Consider the following 16380-nt stretch of genomic DNA (forward strand, 5'->3'; position numbering starts at 1 on the left):
AAGGTTGCTTTCCATTTGTTTACATAGCTTCATATCATTGAGATGTTGAGTATAAGTACCTATTCTCAATCATGAGCAGTCCTCTTGAGTTTCCTTGGCTGTCGGCCCTGGTGCTGCTGCCACTGCTGGGTGCCTTTGGGATCCCCCTGCTTCCCCAGAGCTGCTGGGCGCGTTGGTATGCCCTTGCCGTGGGGGCTTTGGATTTGGGCCTGATGGTCTATGTCTTCGGGCAGCGCTACGACCTGCGGGATTTTTCGCTGCAACTGGCGGAGCGCTACGCCTGGGTTCCCCAGATTGGGTTCCACTGGTCGCTGGCGGTGGATGGCCTCTCCTTCCCGCTGGTGCTGCTGTCGGGCTTGATTACGACTTTGGCGATCGTGGCGGCTTGGAATCTCACCCACAAGCCGCGTTTGTTTTTCTTCCTGCTGCTGCTGATGTACGGCGCCCAGGTGGGCGTGTTCTTGGCGCAGGATCTGCTCCTGTTTTTCTTGATGTGGGAGATCGAGCTGGTGCCCGTTTATCTCCTGATTGCCATCTGGGGTGGGCCACAGCGCCAGTACGCCGCCACCAAGTTTATCCTCTACACCGCTGCCGCCTCTATTTTCATTCTGGTGGGATCCCTGGCGATGGCCTTTGGCAGCGAGGGCTTTAGCTTGGAGATGGCAGAGCTGGGGGCCAAGTCCTATCCGCTGGCTCTCCAGATCTTGGCGTATGCAGCTTTCCTAATTGCCTTTGGGGTGAAGCTGCCGGTCTTTCCGCTGCACACCTGGCTGCCGGATGCTCATAGCGAAGCCTCGGCGCCCATTTCCATGATCCTGGCCGGGGTGCTGCTCAAGATGGGGGGCTACGGCCTGATCCGCCTAAACGTGGGCATCTTGTCGGAGGCGCATGTGTACTTCGCGCCAGTGCTGGCGGTGCTGGGGGCAGTGAACATCGTCTACGGAGCCCTGGCCGCCCTGGGGCAAAACTACCTCAAGCGGCGCTTGGCCTATTCCTCCATTGCCCATATGGGCTTTGTCTTGATCGGCATTGCCGCTTTTACGGAGCTAGGTCTCAACGGCGCCCTCTTGCAGATGATCTCCCACGGTCTGATCGCTGCGGTTTTGTTCTTCCTGACGGGGATCACCTACGAGCGCACCCACACCCTTGCCCTCGACAAGTTGGGCGGGTTGGCTAAGCAAATGCCGAAGGCCTTTGCCCTGTTTACAGCAGGATCCCTGGCCTCGTTGGCGCTACCCGGAATGAGCGGATTTGTGGGCGAGCTGACGGTGTTCTTGGGCTTGATCACCAGCGATGCCTATGCGCCGACCTTCAAGGCAGGAATTGCTCTGCTGGCGGCAGTGGGCATTATTCTGACGCCCATTTACTTGCTCTCTATGCTGCGGCAGGTGTTCTATGGGGCTCAGGATCCCGGCTTGGTGTTGGAAGACTACCTGGGGGATCTGCGCCCGCGAGAAATGGCGGTGGCTCTCTGTCTGCTGTTGCCGATTCTCGGCATTGGCCTCTACCCGCGGCTGGCTACCCAAACCTACGACGTTACAACGGTGGCGGTAGCTGCTCAGTTGCGCAGTGCCCTGCCGACGGAAATTGTGCAACGGCCCCTCCTGCCGGTGCAACCGGCTCAGGTGGCGGCTTTGCCCCCGACAGATTAGGGAGCATCGGGATCCCCGCTTCTCTCTATTGGTCTCGCCTTGAACGGAAGAGCTGTTGCTTGAGAAGTTGCTTACCTCAAGTTTCAGCTCTTCTTTTGTTTTTTTAGCTTGCTTTAACTTTCGAGTTGGACTCGTGAGTGAGGATGTTTTGGGCTGGAATTCCCTTCTAACCGACTCTCCTTGGGCTGTCAATCCTAGCGAGGATCAGAATGAATGGAGTTGTGCTCGCTCAGATTGAGCTGCACCACCAGCCACCAAAGGGTAACGTCGGAGTAAGTTGCCCGCCGCTTCAGCCGGGAAATGGAATGAACCGGATTTTGGCTGTCGATCATCCACTCCGAAGCGATGATTTGGCTCCGTTGCTGAGCATTCATTGCCTCTCCCCCTTCGCAACTGCTCAAGACTTGGAATAGCTAATATTTAGGATGGCGAATTTGTAGGGGAGCGTGTGAAAAAATATATTACGCAGGGATCCCTAAGGACAGCTAACTTTCTTAGCAATTGGGATCTCGACGGCTGCTCAGTTGAGGACCTACTGGCCGAGGAGCCCAAAAAACTTTGCAAAAGATGAAAGATTGAGCAGGGAGATTTGTCTTTGTCTTTACAAGTCTTAAGACCCAGAAAAATTCAATTCTCTCCTTCTCTGCCAGCCTGGAAACATGGGTCTTCAGCAGGGATCCCTCCCTAGGAACCGGCGGCCAGCCGATCCCAAATCTCCTCGTGGGAGAGGCCTTTGCGCACCCATTCTTCACAATTGTGCAGGCGCTGGGCGGTGCCGATGAGGAAGCGGTTGAGGTCGGCCCCCAGGGACTCGCAGGTGGTCTGCACACAGACTAGATCCCGTTCCGAGAGCAAGGAGAAGAGGCCGGCCAGCATGCCCGCCTCCAGATGGCCAGCCGGCTCCCGCCGCGCAGACAGTTCCTCCGGCCTAAGGCTGGCACGAGCAGCCAGGGCAAAGCCGGAGTTGCGGATCTTGGCTTGAACCAGGCCGCGGTCGGCGGCGGAAAAATCCAGCTCCAGGCGGCCCCAGCCGTGGGTGGCCCAGAGATCGCTGAGGGCATCGAGGAAGATCCCCATCGGCAATTCCTGCAACGGCTGTTGGTAGTAGCGGGAGAGTTCGTCTTCAATGCGGCGGAAAAACGCCTCTCCCCACTCGCGACCACAGTTGTAGAGGATGACGCGGGTGGCTTGGCCGGTTTCGTAGCGCAAGCCGGCGTAGATGGCTTCCAAGAGGGGCATGGGAAAGGCCGCCAGGCGGTATCCTCCCCGGCTGTAGAGCAGGCCGCTGTGGATGTCGGGGCGGATGTAGTAGGCAGGGCTGAAGCAGTGGCCGGGCAGGATCTGGTCTTGCAGGAGCTCTTGCAGGGTGGTCATGGCTGTCCTCTGGACTCTAGTTGACCAGCATCGACTTGGCCAAGAGCACGTAGGGGCGGATGGACTCGCTCTCTTCGGGGCCGAAAACAGCGCTGAGGGAGTCGAGCATCAACTTGTAGGCGGGCTGGCACTGGTCGCGCATCTTGAAAGATTTCAGGATCGTCTCCAGCCAGTAGAGCAACTTATCCCGCAGGTAATCCTCGTCATTGAGCAGCATAGCCAGGCAGCAGTAGCGCCACACCATGATCAGGTCGCGGCGGCAGCGCTCCCAGGCCAGGTGCCCATGTTGGCGGGGCAAATTCGGCATCATCTGTTGGAACTTTTCCATCACCCAATCCACCAGCTCCTGCTCCTTGGCCTGCAGGACTTGATACAGGCGGACTCGTTTGGGGATCCCTTCCACGTAGGCGTGTAGGGTTTTCAACTCATCTGGGCGCAGATAGCGACCCTCGCTTTGCTGCATCAGCTCGGCCACGCTTGAATTCATCAGCATCATCGGGAGCCTCCGTTGGCTGGTCTTACGCGAACATTTCCATCAGGGTAGGTGCCGGTTCCGAGGCCCCTTCTGCCTTGGCTTTAGGCAAAGGGGCAGAAGAGGGATCCCCAGTAGCCCGCAGGAGTTGCCAGTAGGGGGCAAGCAGTTCCCATTGCTCTGCTGACAGGGATCCCTGCACCACTGCACCTAGTTGATCCAGCGCCTGCGGCAGCCCCAAATACTGTTCCATCGCGCCAAGGGTCCCCTGCTGCAGAGGGGTGGGATCCCCCAGCAACAGGCTCAAGCCCAGGGAGCGCAGGCAGAAGGCCAGTTGCCGGGCCAAGAGGCGCTGAGCGGGGGTAAGAGAGGATTCTGCCCCGCCGGTGTACCCGTGCTGTTGCAGAACCTGCTCGATCCACGCCCGCTCTTGTTGTTGCAAGACTTGGTAGAGATCCAGCCGCTCTGGAAACGAGAGGGCGTAGCGGATGAGATCTTGCAGATCGTCGGGTGTCAGGTAATCCCCTTCTCGATCGGCAATGCGCTCCGGCCAAGGGCGAAGGTCGTTCATGGGTGAGGTCTCCTTAAAAAACGCGATACGAGTCAAAAGATCGAGCGGCTCGAGGAAGCAAGGCCTAAGTTGGGGCCAAGCAGGGCTAAAGCAAAGCTCCGCCAAACAAAGCGGCAAAATCCTCAAGGGTAAAGGGATCCTCTGGCGGCAGCTCTGGGCGCAGGCAGATGCCCGACCAATTGCAGCCGGCAAAAAACTGTCCCACCGATTGGGCAAAGAGCATGGGGGACTGCGGCGGCGGCTCTTGAGCAAAGGGAGCCTTGGCCGGGGGTCGGTTATCCCAGTTCAACCCCTGCAAAAAGACCGCCAGCGGCTGGGTTAAGTCCAGATCGGTGTCTAAGTTGAAGGTGACCATGGGCGTTTCTCCAAAGTGTCGAGGGATCCCAGAGAGCCTTCAAAAGCCACAAGCAAGCCTCACAACTGGTGCAAACGCTGCTCGATCTCGCGGGCGCTGGCCCCTTCGCTCATCCAGAAATTGGCGGCATCGATGCGCTCTTGGCTGCCCAGCAAAAACTTGCAGTAGGTTTCGCCCATTGCGTAGCACTGGATCTCGATGCAGGCCAGCTCACGGGAGGTCATGGCAGAGAAAAATCCGGCAAACAGCCCGGCATAGAGGTGACAAACCGGTTTGCCCACGTCGCCCAGGGTGCGGGCCACCATCGAGTCAAACAGGTTGATGAACAAGAACCCTTTTTGTTTGGATTCGGTTTCCACCTCCCACTTGCCCCACCCTTGCGCCGTAAAGGGCCACCACCAGGTCTCCAGCAAAAACAAAAGGTTGGACTGCTTGACCCCAACCCCGTACTCCCGCTCGTACCACTGGGAAAAGTGCTGGGCATCGCGGACGCCCCACTCCTTGCCGATGGTGTACATCACCGCCGCAGAGGCATCGCCCACTTCCCGCTCTAGGCCGGCCTGCAGGCCGACAATGAAGTCTTCGCTAAGCAGCAGGTTTTGGGTGTTATTCCAGTCGATAATCGTGCCTTGCTCTCGGTTAAAGCGGAAGAAATCGCGGTAGCTGTAGTGAGCGTGCTTGTCGCGGCCCACCGGCATGGTGACTGCGGGACGGGGATCCGGTCGAGATGTGGTGGCCATGGCGCTCTCCTGATAAAAAATGGATAATTCTAGATTGCAAAGCAACAGGATTTGGTGGGATTTGTAGGGATCAACTGGGCCAGACAATGCCAATGAGTCAACAAAATGAATGGCTAAGCATTCGATAAACTTGGTCAGCTATCTGAGGAATCCAACATTGTTCAACTCTTGTTTGATTGTTTATAAAACAACACCTGCCGAGCTCAAGGGATCCCTGAATATCGACAATCCATCAAACTTCCCGAGTTTGGGCCAGCGTATTGCCAATGATGCGGAAGTCCTCATTTTCTAGCTGCTTAACAGTAGAGCGAGTGATGATCTTGCCCTGCTCCACCAAAACCTTCCCCGTCCGTGGGTGCAGCAGGTCTTGTTCGGCCCGCCGACCGATGAGCACTTCGATATCCCTCAGCGAGTTCACGTACATCCCCGGCGGCAGCTCCACCACCACGCCATCGGAAACCACCCGCGCCTGACAGGCCAGCCGGGAATTGCTGCGGGCGCTGGTAATGGTCTCCAGAGTCTTGGCCTCGCGGGGGGTGATGGGAGTGAGGCTTTCCATTCCCTCTTTGACGTAAACATGACAGGTGGCGCAGAGGCCGCGACCGTTGCATTCCCGCGAAACCTGCAGCTCCTCCGACAAAATGGCCGACAGCAAATTGCTGTAGGTATCCACCTCCGAGACGCGGGATAGGGGCTCTAGCCGGATTTGTTTCACCATAGGCGGGATCCCCAAGTTCAAAGCAAACAAAACCTCTGCCGACAGGCACGCCCTGCCGCAAAAGCAATGCAAGCGGAAAATCAGTTTCTACTCGTATTCTGGATTTTGACCAGGCTGGAAGAATCAAAATGTCATAATCTTTAACTACGAGTAGATACGGAAAAGTTATCCATCCAGAAAGCTGGAAAGTAGAATCACGTAAACCCGAGAAAACTGTGGCCTTCTCGTAAATATTTATCGCAAGCTTCCCCAGTTCATCTTATCGACAAGATAAATCTTGAGTAGGGCTTTTGCTCGATTGGGTTCCAGGTTGGCATTGACAATTTTTGGATCGGGCTACTGCCGACTGTAAAAGTTATCGAGCAACTCTATCTTCATCGTTTCTTTAAGTCGATCTTTTGGCTAATCGCTTTTTGTCGGTCGCGTTGCTTGGGAGCTATCGCTATGGAACTACGCCAGCGGGATCCGCAACTGTTGCAAAACCTGTTGCGGGCCGCCTACCAACAGCTTTTGGAACGCCAGCCCTACCAGCACGAGAAGGCGGGAGAGCTGGAGAAGATCGAGCAGGACTTCTTGCGGGGCCGAATTGGGATCAAGCGCTTGGTTCGCCAAATTGGGGGATCCCGGCTCTACCGGCAGCTCTTTTTCAGTGCCGGCTGCAACACCCGCTGTGTGGAGCAGGCTTTTAAGCACTTTTTGGGACGGGCGCCGGCCAGCAGGGAGGAGGTGGCGGCCTATCACAACATTCTGGTGCGCCAGGGCTTTCAAGCCATGGTCAATGCCTTTATCGACTCGGAGGAATACCGCCGCACGTTTGGCAACGACCGTCTGCCCCACCCGCGGCAGCGGCTGAGCGGCTACCCGCCTCTGGCCTACCTGCTGACAGAGCAGATGCACCGGCGCCATGAGCTGGCGATGCAGGGATCGCCGCGGCTGCAGAGCTTGGCGGTGATGGAGGGAGGTGGGATCCCTCAGGCGGTGGGGCCGGGGAGAAAGTCGAGGCTGTAGGCCTGGCGGACATTCAGGCCAGCTTCGACAATTCCCAGGGCAACCATTTCCTGAAAATAGGTCTGCCAGCGCTGGTGGGTCATGGCGCCGATCCCCAGGGTGGCGGCGTCGCCGCCGGTGAGGAGGTTGTAGTCTTGCAGGGCTTGGTGGGCATAGGCCAGAAGGGCCTCGCTCATGTTGGGGTTGTCCTGGCGGATGAGGCGGTTGCCGGGGCGGGGATCCTCCAGGTAGCTCTGCCAACCCTGGATGGAGGCGGCCACAAATTTTCGCACCTCCTCAGGGTGTCGTTCGGCAAAGGGGCGGGTGGTCTCCAGGGTGGTAGCATAAGGGGAATAGCCGTAGTCGGCCAGCAGGAAGACGACCGGATCAAAGCCGCCCTCCTGGCGCACGCGGAAGGGCTCGGAGGTGACATAGCCCTGCTGGGCAGAGGATTTGTCCAGCAGGAAGGGGGTGAGGCTGAAGTTGTAGGGGCGCTTTTGCTCGTCGGTAAAGCCAAACTTGGCCCGCAAGAAAGGCCAGTAGGTGAGGTTGGCCCCTGGAGAGACCCAGATGGGCTTGCCCCGCAGGTCTTCTAGGCGCTCGATGCCCACCCCCGGATGGGCCAAAAGACACTGGGGATCCTTCTGGAAAAAGGCGGCCACGGTGAGCACGGGGATCCCTGACTGCAGAGCCGCTAGGGCCTCGGGGCTGCCGCCGAGGACAAAGTCTGCCGCTCCCCCGGCCAGCAGTTGCAACACGTTAACCGCCGTTCCCCCCATGCGGATTTCCACCTGCAGGCCATAGTCGGCGTAGATGCCTAGGGCCAGGGCCTGGTAGAAGCCGCCGTGTTCCGCTTGGGCATACCAGTTGGTCACCAGGCGCAGGGGCCGGGAGTGGGAGCGACGGGATCCCGCTGCTGCTGCCACTAGAGCAGCTCCACTGGCCAGAAAGCGCCGCCGGGGCCAGAGCTCTGCAGTTACACCAGACATGGGCAGGGATCCTCAGGCTGCAACGCTTTCAGTATCTCGCAGGCAGGCGGTTTTTGCCTCAGCTTGGCCCAAGTGGCCCCAACCCCTCTCCCTGAGGACCCTCACCCCCAGCCCCTCTCCCAGAGGGAGAGGGGAGCGGGATCCCGCTTTTGCGGCAGGATCAACAGGTAGAGGGCAAGATAAGGGGTGCGGCATGGGCAAGGTGTATCTGGTGGGCGCGGGGCTGGGCGGGCGGGCGGGCCTGACGCAAGGGGCGTTGGAGATCCTGCGGCGGGCCGAGGCAGTCTGGGTGGACGAGCTGGTGGACGAGCGCTTGTTGGCGGAGTTGTCCCCGCAGGCCCAGGTGTGGCGACGTTCCGGAGAAGCGGGTTTGCAGGAGGGCATTCGCTGGCTCATCCAGCGCTGCCGAGAAGGCAAGCAGGTGGTCCACCTCAAGTCGGGGGATCCCTTGATCTTTGGCCGCGCCCGTGAGGAAGTGCAGGCCCTGCGGGAGGCAGGCTGTCCGTTTGAGATCTGGCCGGGCTTGTCGTCGGCCCTAGCCGGCCCTTTGTGGGCTGGGATCCCGTTGACCGATAAACACCTGAGCCGCGCCTTTGCCGTGCTGACTGCCCATGAGCTGGAAGCTCTGCCCTGGGGCGCTCTGGCCCAGTTGGATACGCTGGTGATTTTGATGGGATCCCGGCAGCGGCAGCAGATTGCGGCCCAGTTGATGGCAGCGGGGATCCCACCGCAGCGAGCCGTGGCCTTGATCTGGGGGGCGGGGCAGGCGGAGCAGCAGGTTTGGGTGGGCACCCTGGCAGAGCTGCAACAGGGGGAAGGGCCAGAAGCTGGGGAGAAGTTGCCCGGCCTGCTGGTGGTGGGCGAGGTGGTGCGGCTGCGGCAGGAGTTTGGGCCGGGGATCCCACCGTTGCCGCCACCGGCTCCTTTGGCAGGCAAGACGGTGCTGGTCACCCGTGCTGAGGGGCAGTCGCCGGCTCTGCGCGAGCTGCTGCAGGCTCAGGGGGCGCGGGTGCTGGAAATGCCTGCCCTGGTCATCCAGCCGCCTAGCAGTTGGGATCCCTTGGACGCGGCCATTGCCAACCTGGAGAAGTTCGACTGGCTGCTGCTGACTTCGGCCAATGGGGTGCAGGCTTTCTTCGAGCGGCTGCAGCAGCAGGGGCGAGACAGCCGGGCGCTCCACTCCCTACAGGTGGCGGTGGTGGGATCCAAAACGGCGGCGGTGCTGGCCCAGTACGGCATCCGCCCGGATCTGATGCCCTCTGAGTTTGTGGCCGAGGCCCTGCTGCCCATTTGGCCGGAGCCGGTGCAGGGGCAGCGCATCCTCTTCCCCCGCGTCGAATCCGGAGGACGGGAGGAGCTGGTGCAAGGGCTGCGGCAACGCGGAGCCGAGGTGGTGGAGGTGGCTGCTTATCAATCGACCTGTCCGGCAGCGGCGGATCCCCAAGTCCTGGAAGCCCTAAAGACCCGCCAGGTGGATATTCTCACCTTTGCCAGCTCCAAAACGGTGCAGCATTTTGCCCACCTCCTGCGCCAGGCAGGGCTAGGCCCTGAAGTCTGGGATCCACCGGTCCAGATTGCTGCCATCGGCCCCAAAACGGCGGAAACCTGCAAGAAGGTCTTAGGGCGGGTAGATGTGGTGGCTCAGGAGTACACCCTGGAAGGGCTGTTGGGATCCCTCCTCCGGGCCACCCCCTAGCGGGATAATGGGAGGGCAGTTGGGACTCTGGACACCATGTGGCAGACGGCCAAGCTCTACGAAGACATCCTCTACGAGAAGACGGATGGCATTGCCAAGATCACCATCAACCGGCCCCACAAGCGCAATGCCTTCCGCCCCAAGACCATCGTCGAAATGATTGATGCCTTTCTGGATGCGCGGGAGGATCCCAGTATTGGAGTCGTGCTCTTGACGGGCGCCGGGCCCCATACGGATGGAAAGTATGCTTTCTGCGCCGGCGGGGATCAGAGCGTGCGGGGAGAGGCCGGCTACCTGGATGAGGCTGGGGTTCCCCGTCTTAACGTCTTGGATCTCCAGCGCATCATCCGCTCCCTGCCCAAGGTGGTGATTGCCCTAGTGGCCGGCTACGCCATTGGTGGGGGCAATGTTTTGCATCTCATCTGCGACCTGACCATCGCTGCCGACAACGCCATCTTTGGCCAGGCCGGGCCACGGGTGGGCAGCTTTGACGGCGGCTTTGGGGCCAGCTACCTAGCGCGGGTGGTGGGCCAGAAGAAAGCGCGCGAAATCTGGTTTCTTTGCCGCCAGTACACCGCAGCGCAAGCCCTGGAGATGGGCCTGGTCAATGCGGTGGTGCCGGTGGAGGAACTGGAAGCCGAAGGGATCCGCTGGGCGCGGGAGATCCTCCAACACAGTCCTCTTGCTATCCGCTGCCTTAAGGCCGCTTTCAACGCCGATTGCGACGGCCAGATGGGACTGCAGGAGCTGGCGGGAGACGCGACGCTCTTGTATTACATGACCGAGGAAGCTGCCGAGGGCAGACGCGCTTTTTTGGAGAAGCGTCCTCCCAACTTTCGCCAGTTTCCCTGGCGGCCCTAGGGGGCAGCAAACGATAGGCTGGACTCAGTTCTTGGTCTTGGCCGATGGCTTCCCACCCTCAGACGCTCCTTTTGGTCGATGGCCACTCCCTGGCCTACCGCTCTTTTTACGCCTTTGCCCATAGCCGCGAGGGGGGCTTGCGCACCTCCACCGGGATCCCGACCAGTGTCAGCTTTGGCTTTTTGAAATCGCTGCTGGAGGTCTTGGAGAAATACCCCCCCACCCACATAGCTGTTGCCTTTGATACCCGGCGGCCCACCTTTCGCCACGAGGCCGATGAAACCTACAAAGCAGGCCGTCCGGAAACGCCGCCGGAGTTTATTGAGGATGTGGAAAACCTCAGGCAGGTGTTGGCGGCGCTGCGCATTCCGATTTTGGCAGTGCCCGGCTTTGAGGCCGACGATATTCTGGGTACGCTCTGCAGGCTTGCCCCCCAAGAGTATCGGGTGCAGATCTTAAGCGGCGACCAGGATCTGTTTCAATTGATTGACCGCGAGGGAAGAATTCGGGTTCTGCACCTCAACAGCAAAGATCGCGTCAGCGAATTTGGCCCCCAAGAGGTCAGAGAGAAATTGGGCATCTGGCCTTGGCAGGTGGTCGACTACAAAGCCCTCTGTGGTGACCCCTCCGACAACATTCCCGGCGTCAAGGGGATCGGCCCCAAGCGAGCGGCAGAGCTCTTGCAGCGCTACGGCAGCTTGGAGGAGATTTTCAACCATCTGGAGGAGATCCCTGGCAAAGTCCAGCAGTACCTCAAGGAAGGGATCACCGCAGCCCAGCACTCCCAATTTCTGGCTCGGATTCACTGTGATGTCCCCCTTTTGCCCGACTGGGAGAGCATGAGGCTGACCGGGTTTGACCCGGCGGAAGTGCTGCCGCTTTTGGAGAAACTAGAGTTTCGCAGTTTCATTGCTCAAGTGCGCAAGCTGCAAGCCACTTTGGGCGGGATCCCAGCCCAAGTCCCTGAAGCCAGGACAGGTTCAAAGAATGGCTCTGCCGACGACGAGGCCCTTTGGTTTGATTTTGCTGCACATCCCCCCCCTTCTCTGCCGCCGGTACGCATTGTGGATACCCCTGAGCAGTTGGAGCTGTTGCGGCAGGAGCTGTTGGCTTGCTCCGGGATCGTAGCCTGGGACACGGAAACCACGAGTCTAGATCCCCGCGACGCCCAACTGGTGGGGATTGGCTGCTGTTGGTCGGAGCGGGATGTTGCCTATTTGCCCATTGGCCACCGCCAGGGAGCCAACTTGGACTGGAACCTAGTCAAACAGAGCCTACAGCCCATTTGGGAGGATCCCAGTCGCCCCAAAAGCCTGCAAAACTGCAAGTATGATCTCAGTATTTTTCGCGCTCATGGCATCCGCCTACAAGGGATCCAATTTGATCCCATGTTGGCTAGCTATGTGCTCAATCCAGAAGCTAGCCACAACTTGGCTGATTTGGCAGCTACCTATCTAAATTTACCCACCACCAGCTATGAAAAGCTGCTGGGCAAAGCAGACTCCATTGCCGATCTGCCCATTGCCAAAGTGGCAGAATATTGCGGAACCGACGCCTACTGCGCCTATCGTTTGGTGCCCATCCTCACCGAAAAGCTACAGCAAACTGACCCACGCCTCTGGAATCTTTTTATCCAGGTGGAGCTGCCCTTGGCTCACGTTTTGGAAGAAATGGAGTGGGTCGGCATCCGCATCGACACTGAGTTTCTCAAGCAGTTTTCTCAGGAACTGGAGAAAGAGCTGCAGACTCTGGAGCAGAAAGCCTACGCCCAAGCAGGCGAGGTTTTTAACCTCAACTCTCCCAAACAACTGGGATCCCTGCTTTTTGAAAAGCTAAAGCTAGATATCCGAAAAACTCGCAAGACAGCCACCGGCTACTCCACCGATGCTTCGGTTTTGGAGAAGCTGGAAGGGGATCACCCAGTCATTGAAACCATTCTCCAGTACCGCACCCTGGCCAAGCTCAAATCCACCTATGTGGACGCGCTGCCGGCTCTGGTAAGACGCGATACGGGTAGGGTGCACACCAGCTTCAACCAGACCGTTACTGCCACTGGCCGGCTCAGCTCCTCCAACCCCAATTTGCAAAATATCCCCATCCGCAGCGAGTTTAGCCGCCGCATTCGCCAGGCCTTCGTTCCCCAGGAGGGATGGCTGTTGGCCTCGGCTGACTACTCGCAAATTGAGCTGCGCATCCTGGCCCACCTCAGCCAAGAGCCAACCCTCATCGAGTGCTTTCGCTCTGGGGAAGATGTGCATACCCTTACCGCTCGCTTGCTCTTTGAAAAACAAGAAGTAACCAGCGAAGAACGCCGCCTGGCCAAGACGATTAACTATGGGGTGATCTACGGCATGGGGGCGCAGCGTTTTGCCCGCACTGCCGGCGTCTCTCTAGCGGAGGCGAAGGAATTTTTGCGGCGATTTAACGAGCGCTATGCCGGCGTTTTTGCCTATCTCCGCGCCACCCAAGCCTTTGTGGAAGAACATGGCTATGTGGAAACCATCTTGGGCCGCCGTCGCTATTTCCCCAATTTGTCTCAGCTGTCGGGCCATCGCAAGCAAGCTGAGCTGCGGGCTGCCGTGAACGCCCCCATCCAGGGATCCGCCTCAGACATCATCAAAGTGGCCATGGTTCGCTTGCAGGAAAAGCTGCAGCATTTTCGCTCGCGTTTGCTTTTGCAGGTTCACGACGAGCTGGTGTTTGAAGTAGAGCCCTCCGAATGGCAGGACTTACGGCCCCTCATTCAAAGAGAAATGGAAGAGGCAGTGCCCCTTTCCATACCGCTGGTGGTGGACATTCAAATTGGCCACAACTGGAAGGAGGCCAACTAAGGGATCCCGGCCTCGGAGAAATGTTAAGCTATGTAAAAGTGTGTGAAAGTGTTGGTTATCTCCCTATGGCCGTTGAGATCTACACGTGGCGTTTTTGTCCCTTCTGCATTCGCGCTAAGCAACTGCTAGACCGCAAGGGAGTCAAGTACATCGAATACGCCATCGATGGGGACGAGGCAGCGCGAGCGGAGATGGCCAAGCGGGCCAACGGGCGCCGTTCGGTACCCCAGATTTTTATCAACAACCAGCACATCGGCGGCTGCGACGACCTCTACGCCCTTGATGCCCAGGGCAAGTTAGATCTGCTCCTGCAGCAGGCCACCTAGCTCCGTCCCTTGCCTGTGGCCTCAGACGGGTGCACGGGCAAGGAGACCCAGCCTACCCAGCCTAGCCACTGTCCTGCTTAACCCGAGCGCGTGCTTGTTTCAGCATGGCAATCAGGGTGTGGTGGGCATCTTCGGAATCCTTGAGAGGGTGATCAAAGGAAATGCGCAGCGTTTGTATGGTCCCGTCAACCTCTACCTGCAAGTCCATCCCTTCCGAGTCGATAGCCTGCATGCGGGCCTGGGTCACCCCTTCCACCTGACCGAAGACTCTGGCATAGAGCGCTAGGGCATCGGCGTGGTCTTCGTTCATGTGCTTGCAGATGCGCTCGCTAACTTGAGGGGTGAGAGGATCGCCCATAGAAGGTGGGAATTGCCAGGTACAGGTTTTAGTCTAGCGGAGTCTTGACCGAAACCTTGGCGGCGCAGATCCCGCTCTTCCCCTTTCCCCCCGTATACGGGGGATGAAAGGGGGGAGAACGCCAATCAAAGAGCTAGTTGAGGGCAGGCTAACGGTTGCCAGGGCCAGCCATATCTCGGTCTAGGTTGCAGCCATCTCCGATCGCCCTCTGGATAGGGTTGAGACGCCTTTGCCAGCTTTGCACCTGGGGATCCGGGCTGAGGCCGTGCTCGAGAAAAAACAGCTTGCCCCCCACCCGCAGCACCCGCCGGATTTCCCCCAAAGCCTTGGCCAAATCGGGGATGCTACACAGGGTCCAGGTGCTGACCACGCTGTCAAAACTCTGGTTCGAAAAAGGCAGCTCTTGGGCGTCCGCCACCAGCCAATCGACGGCGATGGAGGAAGCCGCGATGCGGCGGCGGGCCAGGGATCCCATGCCGGGGTTGGGATCTGCCACTGTAATTTTTTGAATGTGCTCTGGGTAGCAGGCCAGGTTGAGGCCGGTGCCAAAGCCGATCTCCAAGACCGCTCCCCGCACCTGGGCCAGAAGCTGCCGCCGATAGCTCTCCAGACGCTCGCTGGCCAGAGCCCAATCCAGCAACCTCGGAAAGAGCACCTGCCGGTAGAAAGCCTTCATAAGCCGGGCTCAAGAGGTTCGCGATCTATTTTCGGGCCGTTCGAGCGTAGCGGGGTTGGGGGCCAGCTTCAGGGAGTAGAGGCCGTAGCAGGCCAGCAGCCAATTGAGCAGGCGGGCCACCACGCGGGCGGTTGGCCGCGTCGCCGCTCCCACCGCCACTCCTCCCAAGGAAAGGCCGATCACAGGGCGGGCGGCGAAGATGGCCTCACAGGTTGTTAACAGTTGAAACCAACTCAGCCCCCCCGGCTCCGGGTGGTGCACCGCCGGCGCCAAAGAGGGATCCAGCACACTGCAGTCCACCACCAAAAACACCGGCTGCTCCGGCAAAGCCTCCACCACCTGCTGCGGATCCCAGCCATCCTGGGCCCAAAAGATCGGGCTGGCGTGGTTTTTCAGCCAGGCGTAGGCGCGGGCACTGCCGCTGCGCAGCCCCACATGCACCACCGGCAGCCTATGCTGGTAGAGCAACTCCACCCAGGCAGCGTTGCCATAGCCCATATCTTGCTCCGGCTGGGTCATCTCCTCGGGCGGCATCAGGTTGGCATGGGCGCTGCAATGCACCACACTCAGGGCGAGGTAGTGCTTCCAAAGGGCACGAATGGCTCCCCAACTGGCCGCCAAGACCGAAGGCAACAGCACCGGCCACTGTTGTCGTCGCCAAGCCTGAATAACCGCCGCCTCACACATGCCATAGGGCGGCTCATCCACCAGCCCCGGCAACTGCGCCACTGCTATCTCATCCACATTGATCCCCAACCGCGGCTCAAAAGCACACAGCTCAGCACCGGCGTTGAGGATGGCCAGCGGCGCCTGCGTATCTGGGCCAAAGGCAGTGGGAATGAGGACAACCCTGGCGTTGGACTGGGAACTGGGATGGAGGGACCACTGGGCCATGGGCGTCGTTCCTGTTGCAAACGTGGGGCTCTGCCGCCTGCTTCTATGGTGGCTCAGAGAGTAAGCCGGGATCCGCCCGCGCCAGAGCTGGATCTGCTACGAAAAATTACAGTTCGCCGGCAGATCTGGGGTCAAAAATCGGGCCGATGGTACATTCAAAGTGCTCCGCGCCTCAACCCCAAGCGCGGCCCAACAACGCAAACGACGACGAGAAGGTAGGCTATGGCTGTGATGGAAGGCGATCCCCGTCAGGGGGCAAAGTTGCCCCTATTCGGGGGATCCACCGGAGGGCTGTTGAGCGCAGCCGAAACCGAAGAAAAATATGTGATCACCTGGACAGGCAAGCCGGGGCAAGTGTTTGAAATGCCCACCGGCGGCGCCGCCGAGATGGTGGAGGGCAAAAACTACCTCACCTTCGCCCGCAAAGAGCAGTGCCTGGCGCTCGGCGCTCAGTTGATCTCCGAGTTCAAGATCAAGGACTACCAGATCTTCCGCATCCCGGCGGGTGGACAGCCGGAACTGGTGCATCCCAAGGATGGTGTCTTTCCCGAGAAGGTCAACGAGGGGCGCCAGCCCGTCGGCAAGGTGGATCACAACATCGGCAAGAACAAAGAGCCGGTTACCTACAAATTCACCAACGGGAAACCCTGGGACTAATTCCGGCGACCTTTGTCTTTCTGTCTTGTCGGATCCCCTGGCCAGCCCAGGGGATCTTTATTTGTTCGTCTCCACATTTGTTCGTCTCCACTGGCAACCGGTTTGAAAGGGTTCGGCGCTGTTAGCCCTCACCCCCGGCCCCTCTCCCCGAGGGAGAGGGGAGGCGGAAGGTCATGTTGAGAAGAGTCGGATCCTTTGTCGGGCTGCCTTTTGCTAAAAAAAA

18 protein-coding genes are annotated in these 16380 nt (G+C 59.2%); 7 read left to right on the top strand and 11 right to left on the bottom strand.

The features are described 5' to 3' along the window. The first annotated feature begins 71 nt into the window (after positions 1 to 71). Positions 72 to 1652 (top strand): NAD(P)H-quinone oxidoreductase subunit 4, encoded by a 1581-nt coding sequence (locus NW855_RS13680; protein WP_414508940.1) that lies wholly within the window; start codon positions 72 to 74, stop codon positions 1650 to 1652. A 194-nt stretch (positions 1653 to 1846) separates the two neighbouring features. Here NW855_RS13680 and NW855_RS13685 read toward each other — a convergent pair whose 3' ends face one another. From NW855_RS13685 to NW855_RS13715, 7 genes are all read right to left on the bottom strand, one after another. Next, positions 1847 to 2026: a hypothetical protein gene (locus tag NW855_RS13685; protein ID WP_011429425.1), complete on the bottom strand. Its 180-nt coding sequence runs from the start codon at positions 2024 to 2026 to the stop codon at positions 1847 to 1849. 310 nt (positions 2027 to 2336) lie between these two features. Continuing rightward, positions 2337 to 3026 carry a V4R domain-containing protein gene (locus NW855_RS13690; RefSeq protein ID WP_011429426.1) on the bottom strand — a complete coding sequence of 230 codons (690 nt, stop codon included), beginning with the start codon at positions 3024 to 3026 and terminating at the stop codon, positions 2337 to 2339. Positions 3027 to 3042: 16 nt separating this feature from the next. Continuing rightward, positions 3043 to 3519 (bottom strand): phycobilisome protein, encoded by a 477-nt coding sequence (locus NW855_RS13695; RefSeq protein WP_414405084.1) that lies wholly within the window; start codon positions 3517 to 3519, stop codon positions 3043 to 3045. A 25-nt stretch (positions 3520 to 3544) separates the two neighbouring features. Continuing rightward, the gene (locus NW855_RS13700; RefSeq protein ID WP_168173316.1) at positions 3545 to 4069 is read right to left on the bottom strand and encodes a hypothetical protein; all 525 of its coding nucleotides are present in this window, start codon (positions 4067 to 4069) and stop codon (positions 3545 to 3547) included. Between the two features lie 85 nt (positions 4070 to 4154). Continuing rightward, positions 4155 to 4424, bottom strand: a complete 270-nt coding sequence (locus tag NW855_RS13705; RefSeq protein WP_414405083.1) for a hypothetical protein — start codon at positions 4422 to 4424, stop codon at positions 4155 to 4157. 59 nt (positions 4425 to 4483) lie between these two features. After that, the gene (locus NW855_RS13710; RefSeq protein WP_414403055.1) at positions 4484 to 5164 is read right to left on the bottom strand and encodes a V4R domain-containing protein; all 681 of its coding nucleotides are present in this window, start codon (positions 5162 to 5164) and stop codon (positions 4484 to 4486) included. 232 nt (positions 5165 to 5396) lie between these two features. Next, positions 5397 to 5882, bottom strand: a complete 486-nt coding sequence (locus tag NW855_RS13715; protein WP_414331883.1) for a 2Fe-2S iron-sulfur cluster-binding protein — start codon at positions 5880 to 5882, stop codon at positions 5397 to 5399. A 444-nt stretch (positions 5883 to 6326) separates the two neighbouring features. Here NW855_RS13715 and NW855_RS13720 point away from each other — a divergent pair, with 444 nt between their 5' ends. Continuing rightward, the gene (locus NW855_RS13720; protein WP_414402679.1) at positions 6327 to 6890 is read left to right on the top strand and encodes a phycobilisome rod-core linker polypeptide; all 564 of its coding nucleotides are present in this window, start codon (positions 6327 to 6329) and stop codon (positions 6888 to 6890) included. Here the strand turns inward: NW855_RS13720 and NW855_RS13725 are convergent. Next, positions 6854 to 7858 carry an ABC transporter substrate-binding protein gene (locus NW855_RS13725; RefSeq protein WP_011429432.1) on the bottom strand — a complete coding sequence of 335 codons (1005 nt, stop codon included), beginning with the start codon at positions 7856 to 7858 and terminating at the stop codon, positions 6854 to 6856. The two genes, NW855_RS13720 and NW855_RS13725, sit on opposite strands and share 37 nt — an antisense overlap. Before the next feature lie 193 nt (positions 7859 to 8051). On the opposite strand from NW855_RS13725, the gene cobA reads away from it, so the two are divergent. The 4 genes from cobA (at position 8052) to grxC (ending at position 13572) form a co-directional block, all read left to right on the top strand. Beyond that, on the top strand, positions 8052 to 9554 hold the full coding sequence (gene cobA / locus NW855_RS13730) for a uroporphyrinogen-III C-methyltransferase (RefSeq protein ID WP_414508941.1): 1503 nt from the start codon (positions 8052 to 8054) through the stop codon (positions 9552 to 9554). Between the two features lie 36 nt (positions 9555 to 9590). Further along, a complete protein-coding gene (gene menB, locus NW855_RS13735; protein WP_414395320.1) occupies positions 9591 to 10415 on the top strand; it encodes a 1,4-dihydroxy-2-naphthoyl-CoA synthase in 825 nt (274 codons plus the stop codon). Positions 10416 to 10459: 44 nt separating this feature from the next. After that, the gene (gene polA, locus NW855_RS13740; RefSeq protein WP_414508942.1) at positions 10460 to 13246 is read left to right on the top strand and encodes a DNA polymerase I; all 2787 of its coding nucleotides are present in this window, start codon (positions 10460 to 10462) and stop codon (positions 13244 to 13246) included. 65 nt (positions 13247 to 13311) lie between these two features. Further along, a complete protein-coding gene (grxC, locus tag NW855_RS13745) occupies positions 13312 to 13572 on the top strand; it encodes a glutaredoxin 3 (RefSeq protein WP_414395315.1) in 261 nt (86 codons plus the stop codon). 61 nt (positions 13573 to 13633) lie between these two features. On the opposite strand, the gene NW855_RS13750 is transcribed toward grxC, so the two are convergent. The 3 genes from NW855_RS13750 to NW855_RS13760 form a co-directional block, all read right to left on the bottom strand. Then, positions 13634 to 13930, bottom strand: a complete 297-nt coding sequence (locus NW855_RS13750) for a DUF2470 domain-containing protein (RefSeq protein WP_414402683.1) — start codon at positions 13928 to 13930, stop codon at positions 13634 to 13636. A gap of 148 nt (positions 13931 to 14078) precedes the next feature. Then, positions 14079 to 14606, bottom strand: coding sequence for a class I SAM-dependent methyltransferase (locus tag NW855_RS13755; RefSeq protein ID WP_011429438.1), 528 nt, complete (start codon positions 14604 to 14606; stop codon positions 14079 to 14081). Between the two features lie 9 nt (positions 14607 to 14615). Further along, positions 14616 to 15500, bottom strand: a complete 885-nt coding sequence (locus NW855_RS13760) for an arginase family protein (RefSeq protein ID WP_011429439.1) — start codon at positions 15498 to 15500, stop codon at positions 14616 to 14618. A gap of 222 nt (positions 15501 to 15722) precedes the next feature. Between NW855_RS13760 and NW855_RS13765 the strand changes: the two genes are divergently transcribed. Beyond that, positions 15723 to 16157 carry a photosystem I reaction center subunit II PsaD gene (locus tag NW855_RS13765; RefSeq protein ID WP_369781438.1) on the top strand — a complete coding sequence of 145 codons (435 nt, stop codon included), beginning with the start codon at positions 15723 to 15725 and terminating at the stop codon, positions 16155 to 16157. The last annotated feature ends 223 nt before the right edge of the window (positions 16158 to 16380 follow it).

It is taken from the genome of Synechococcus sp. RC10B2 (assembly GCF_047502635.1).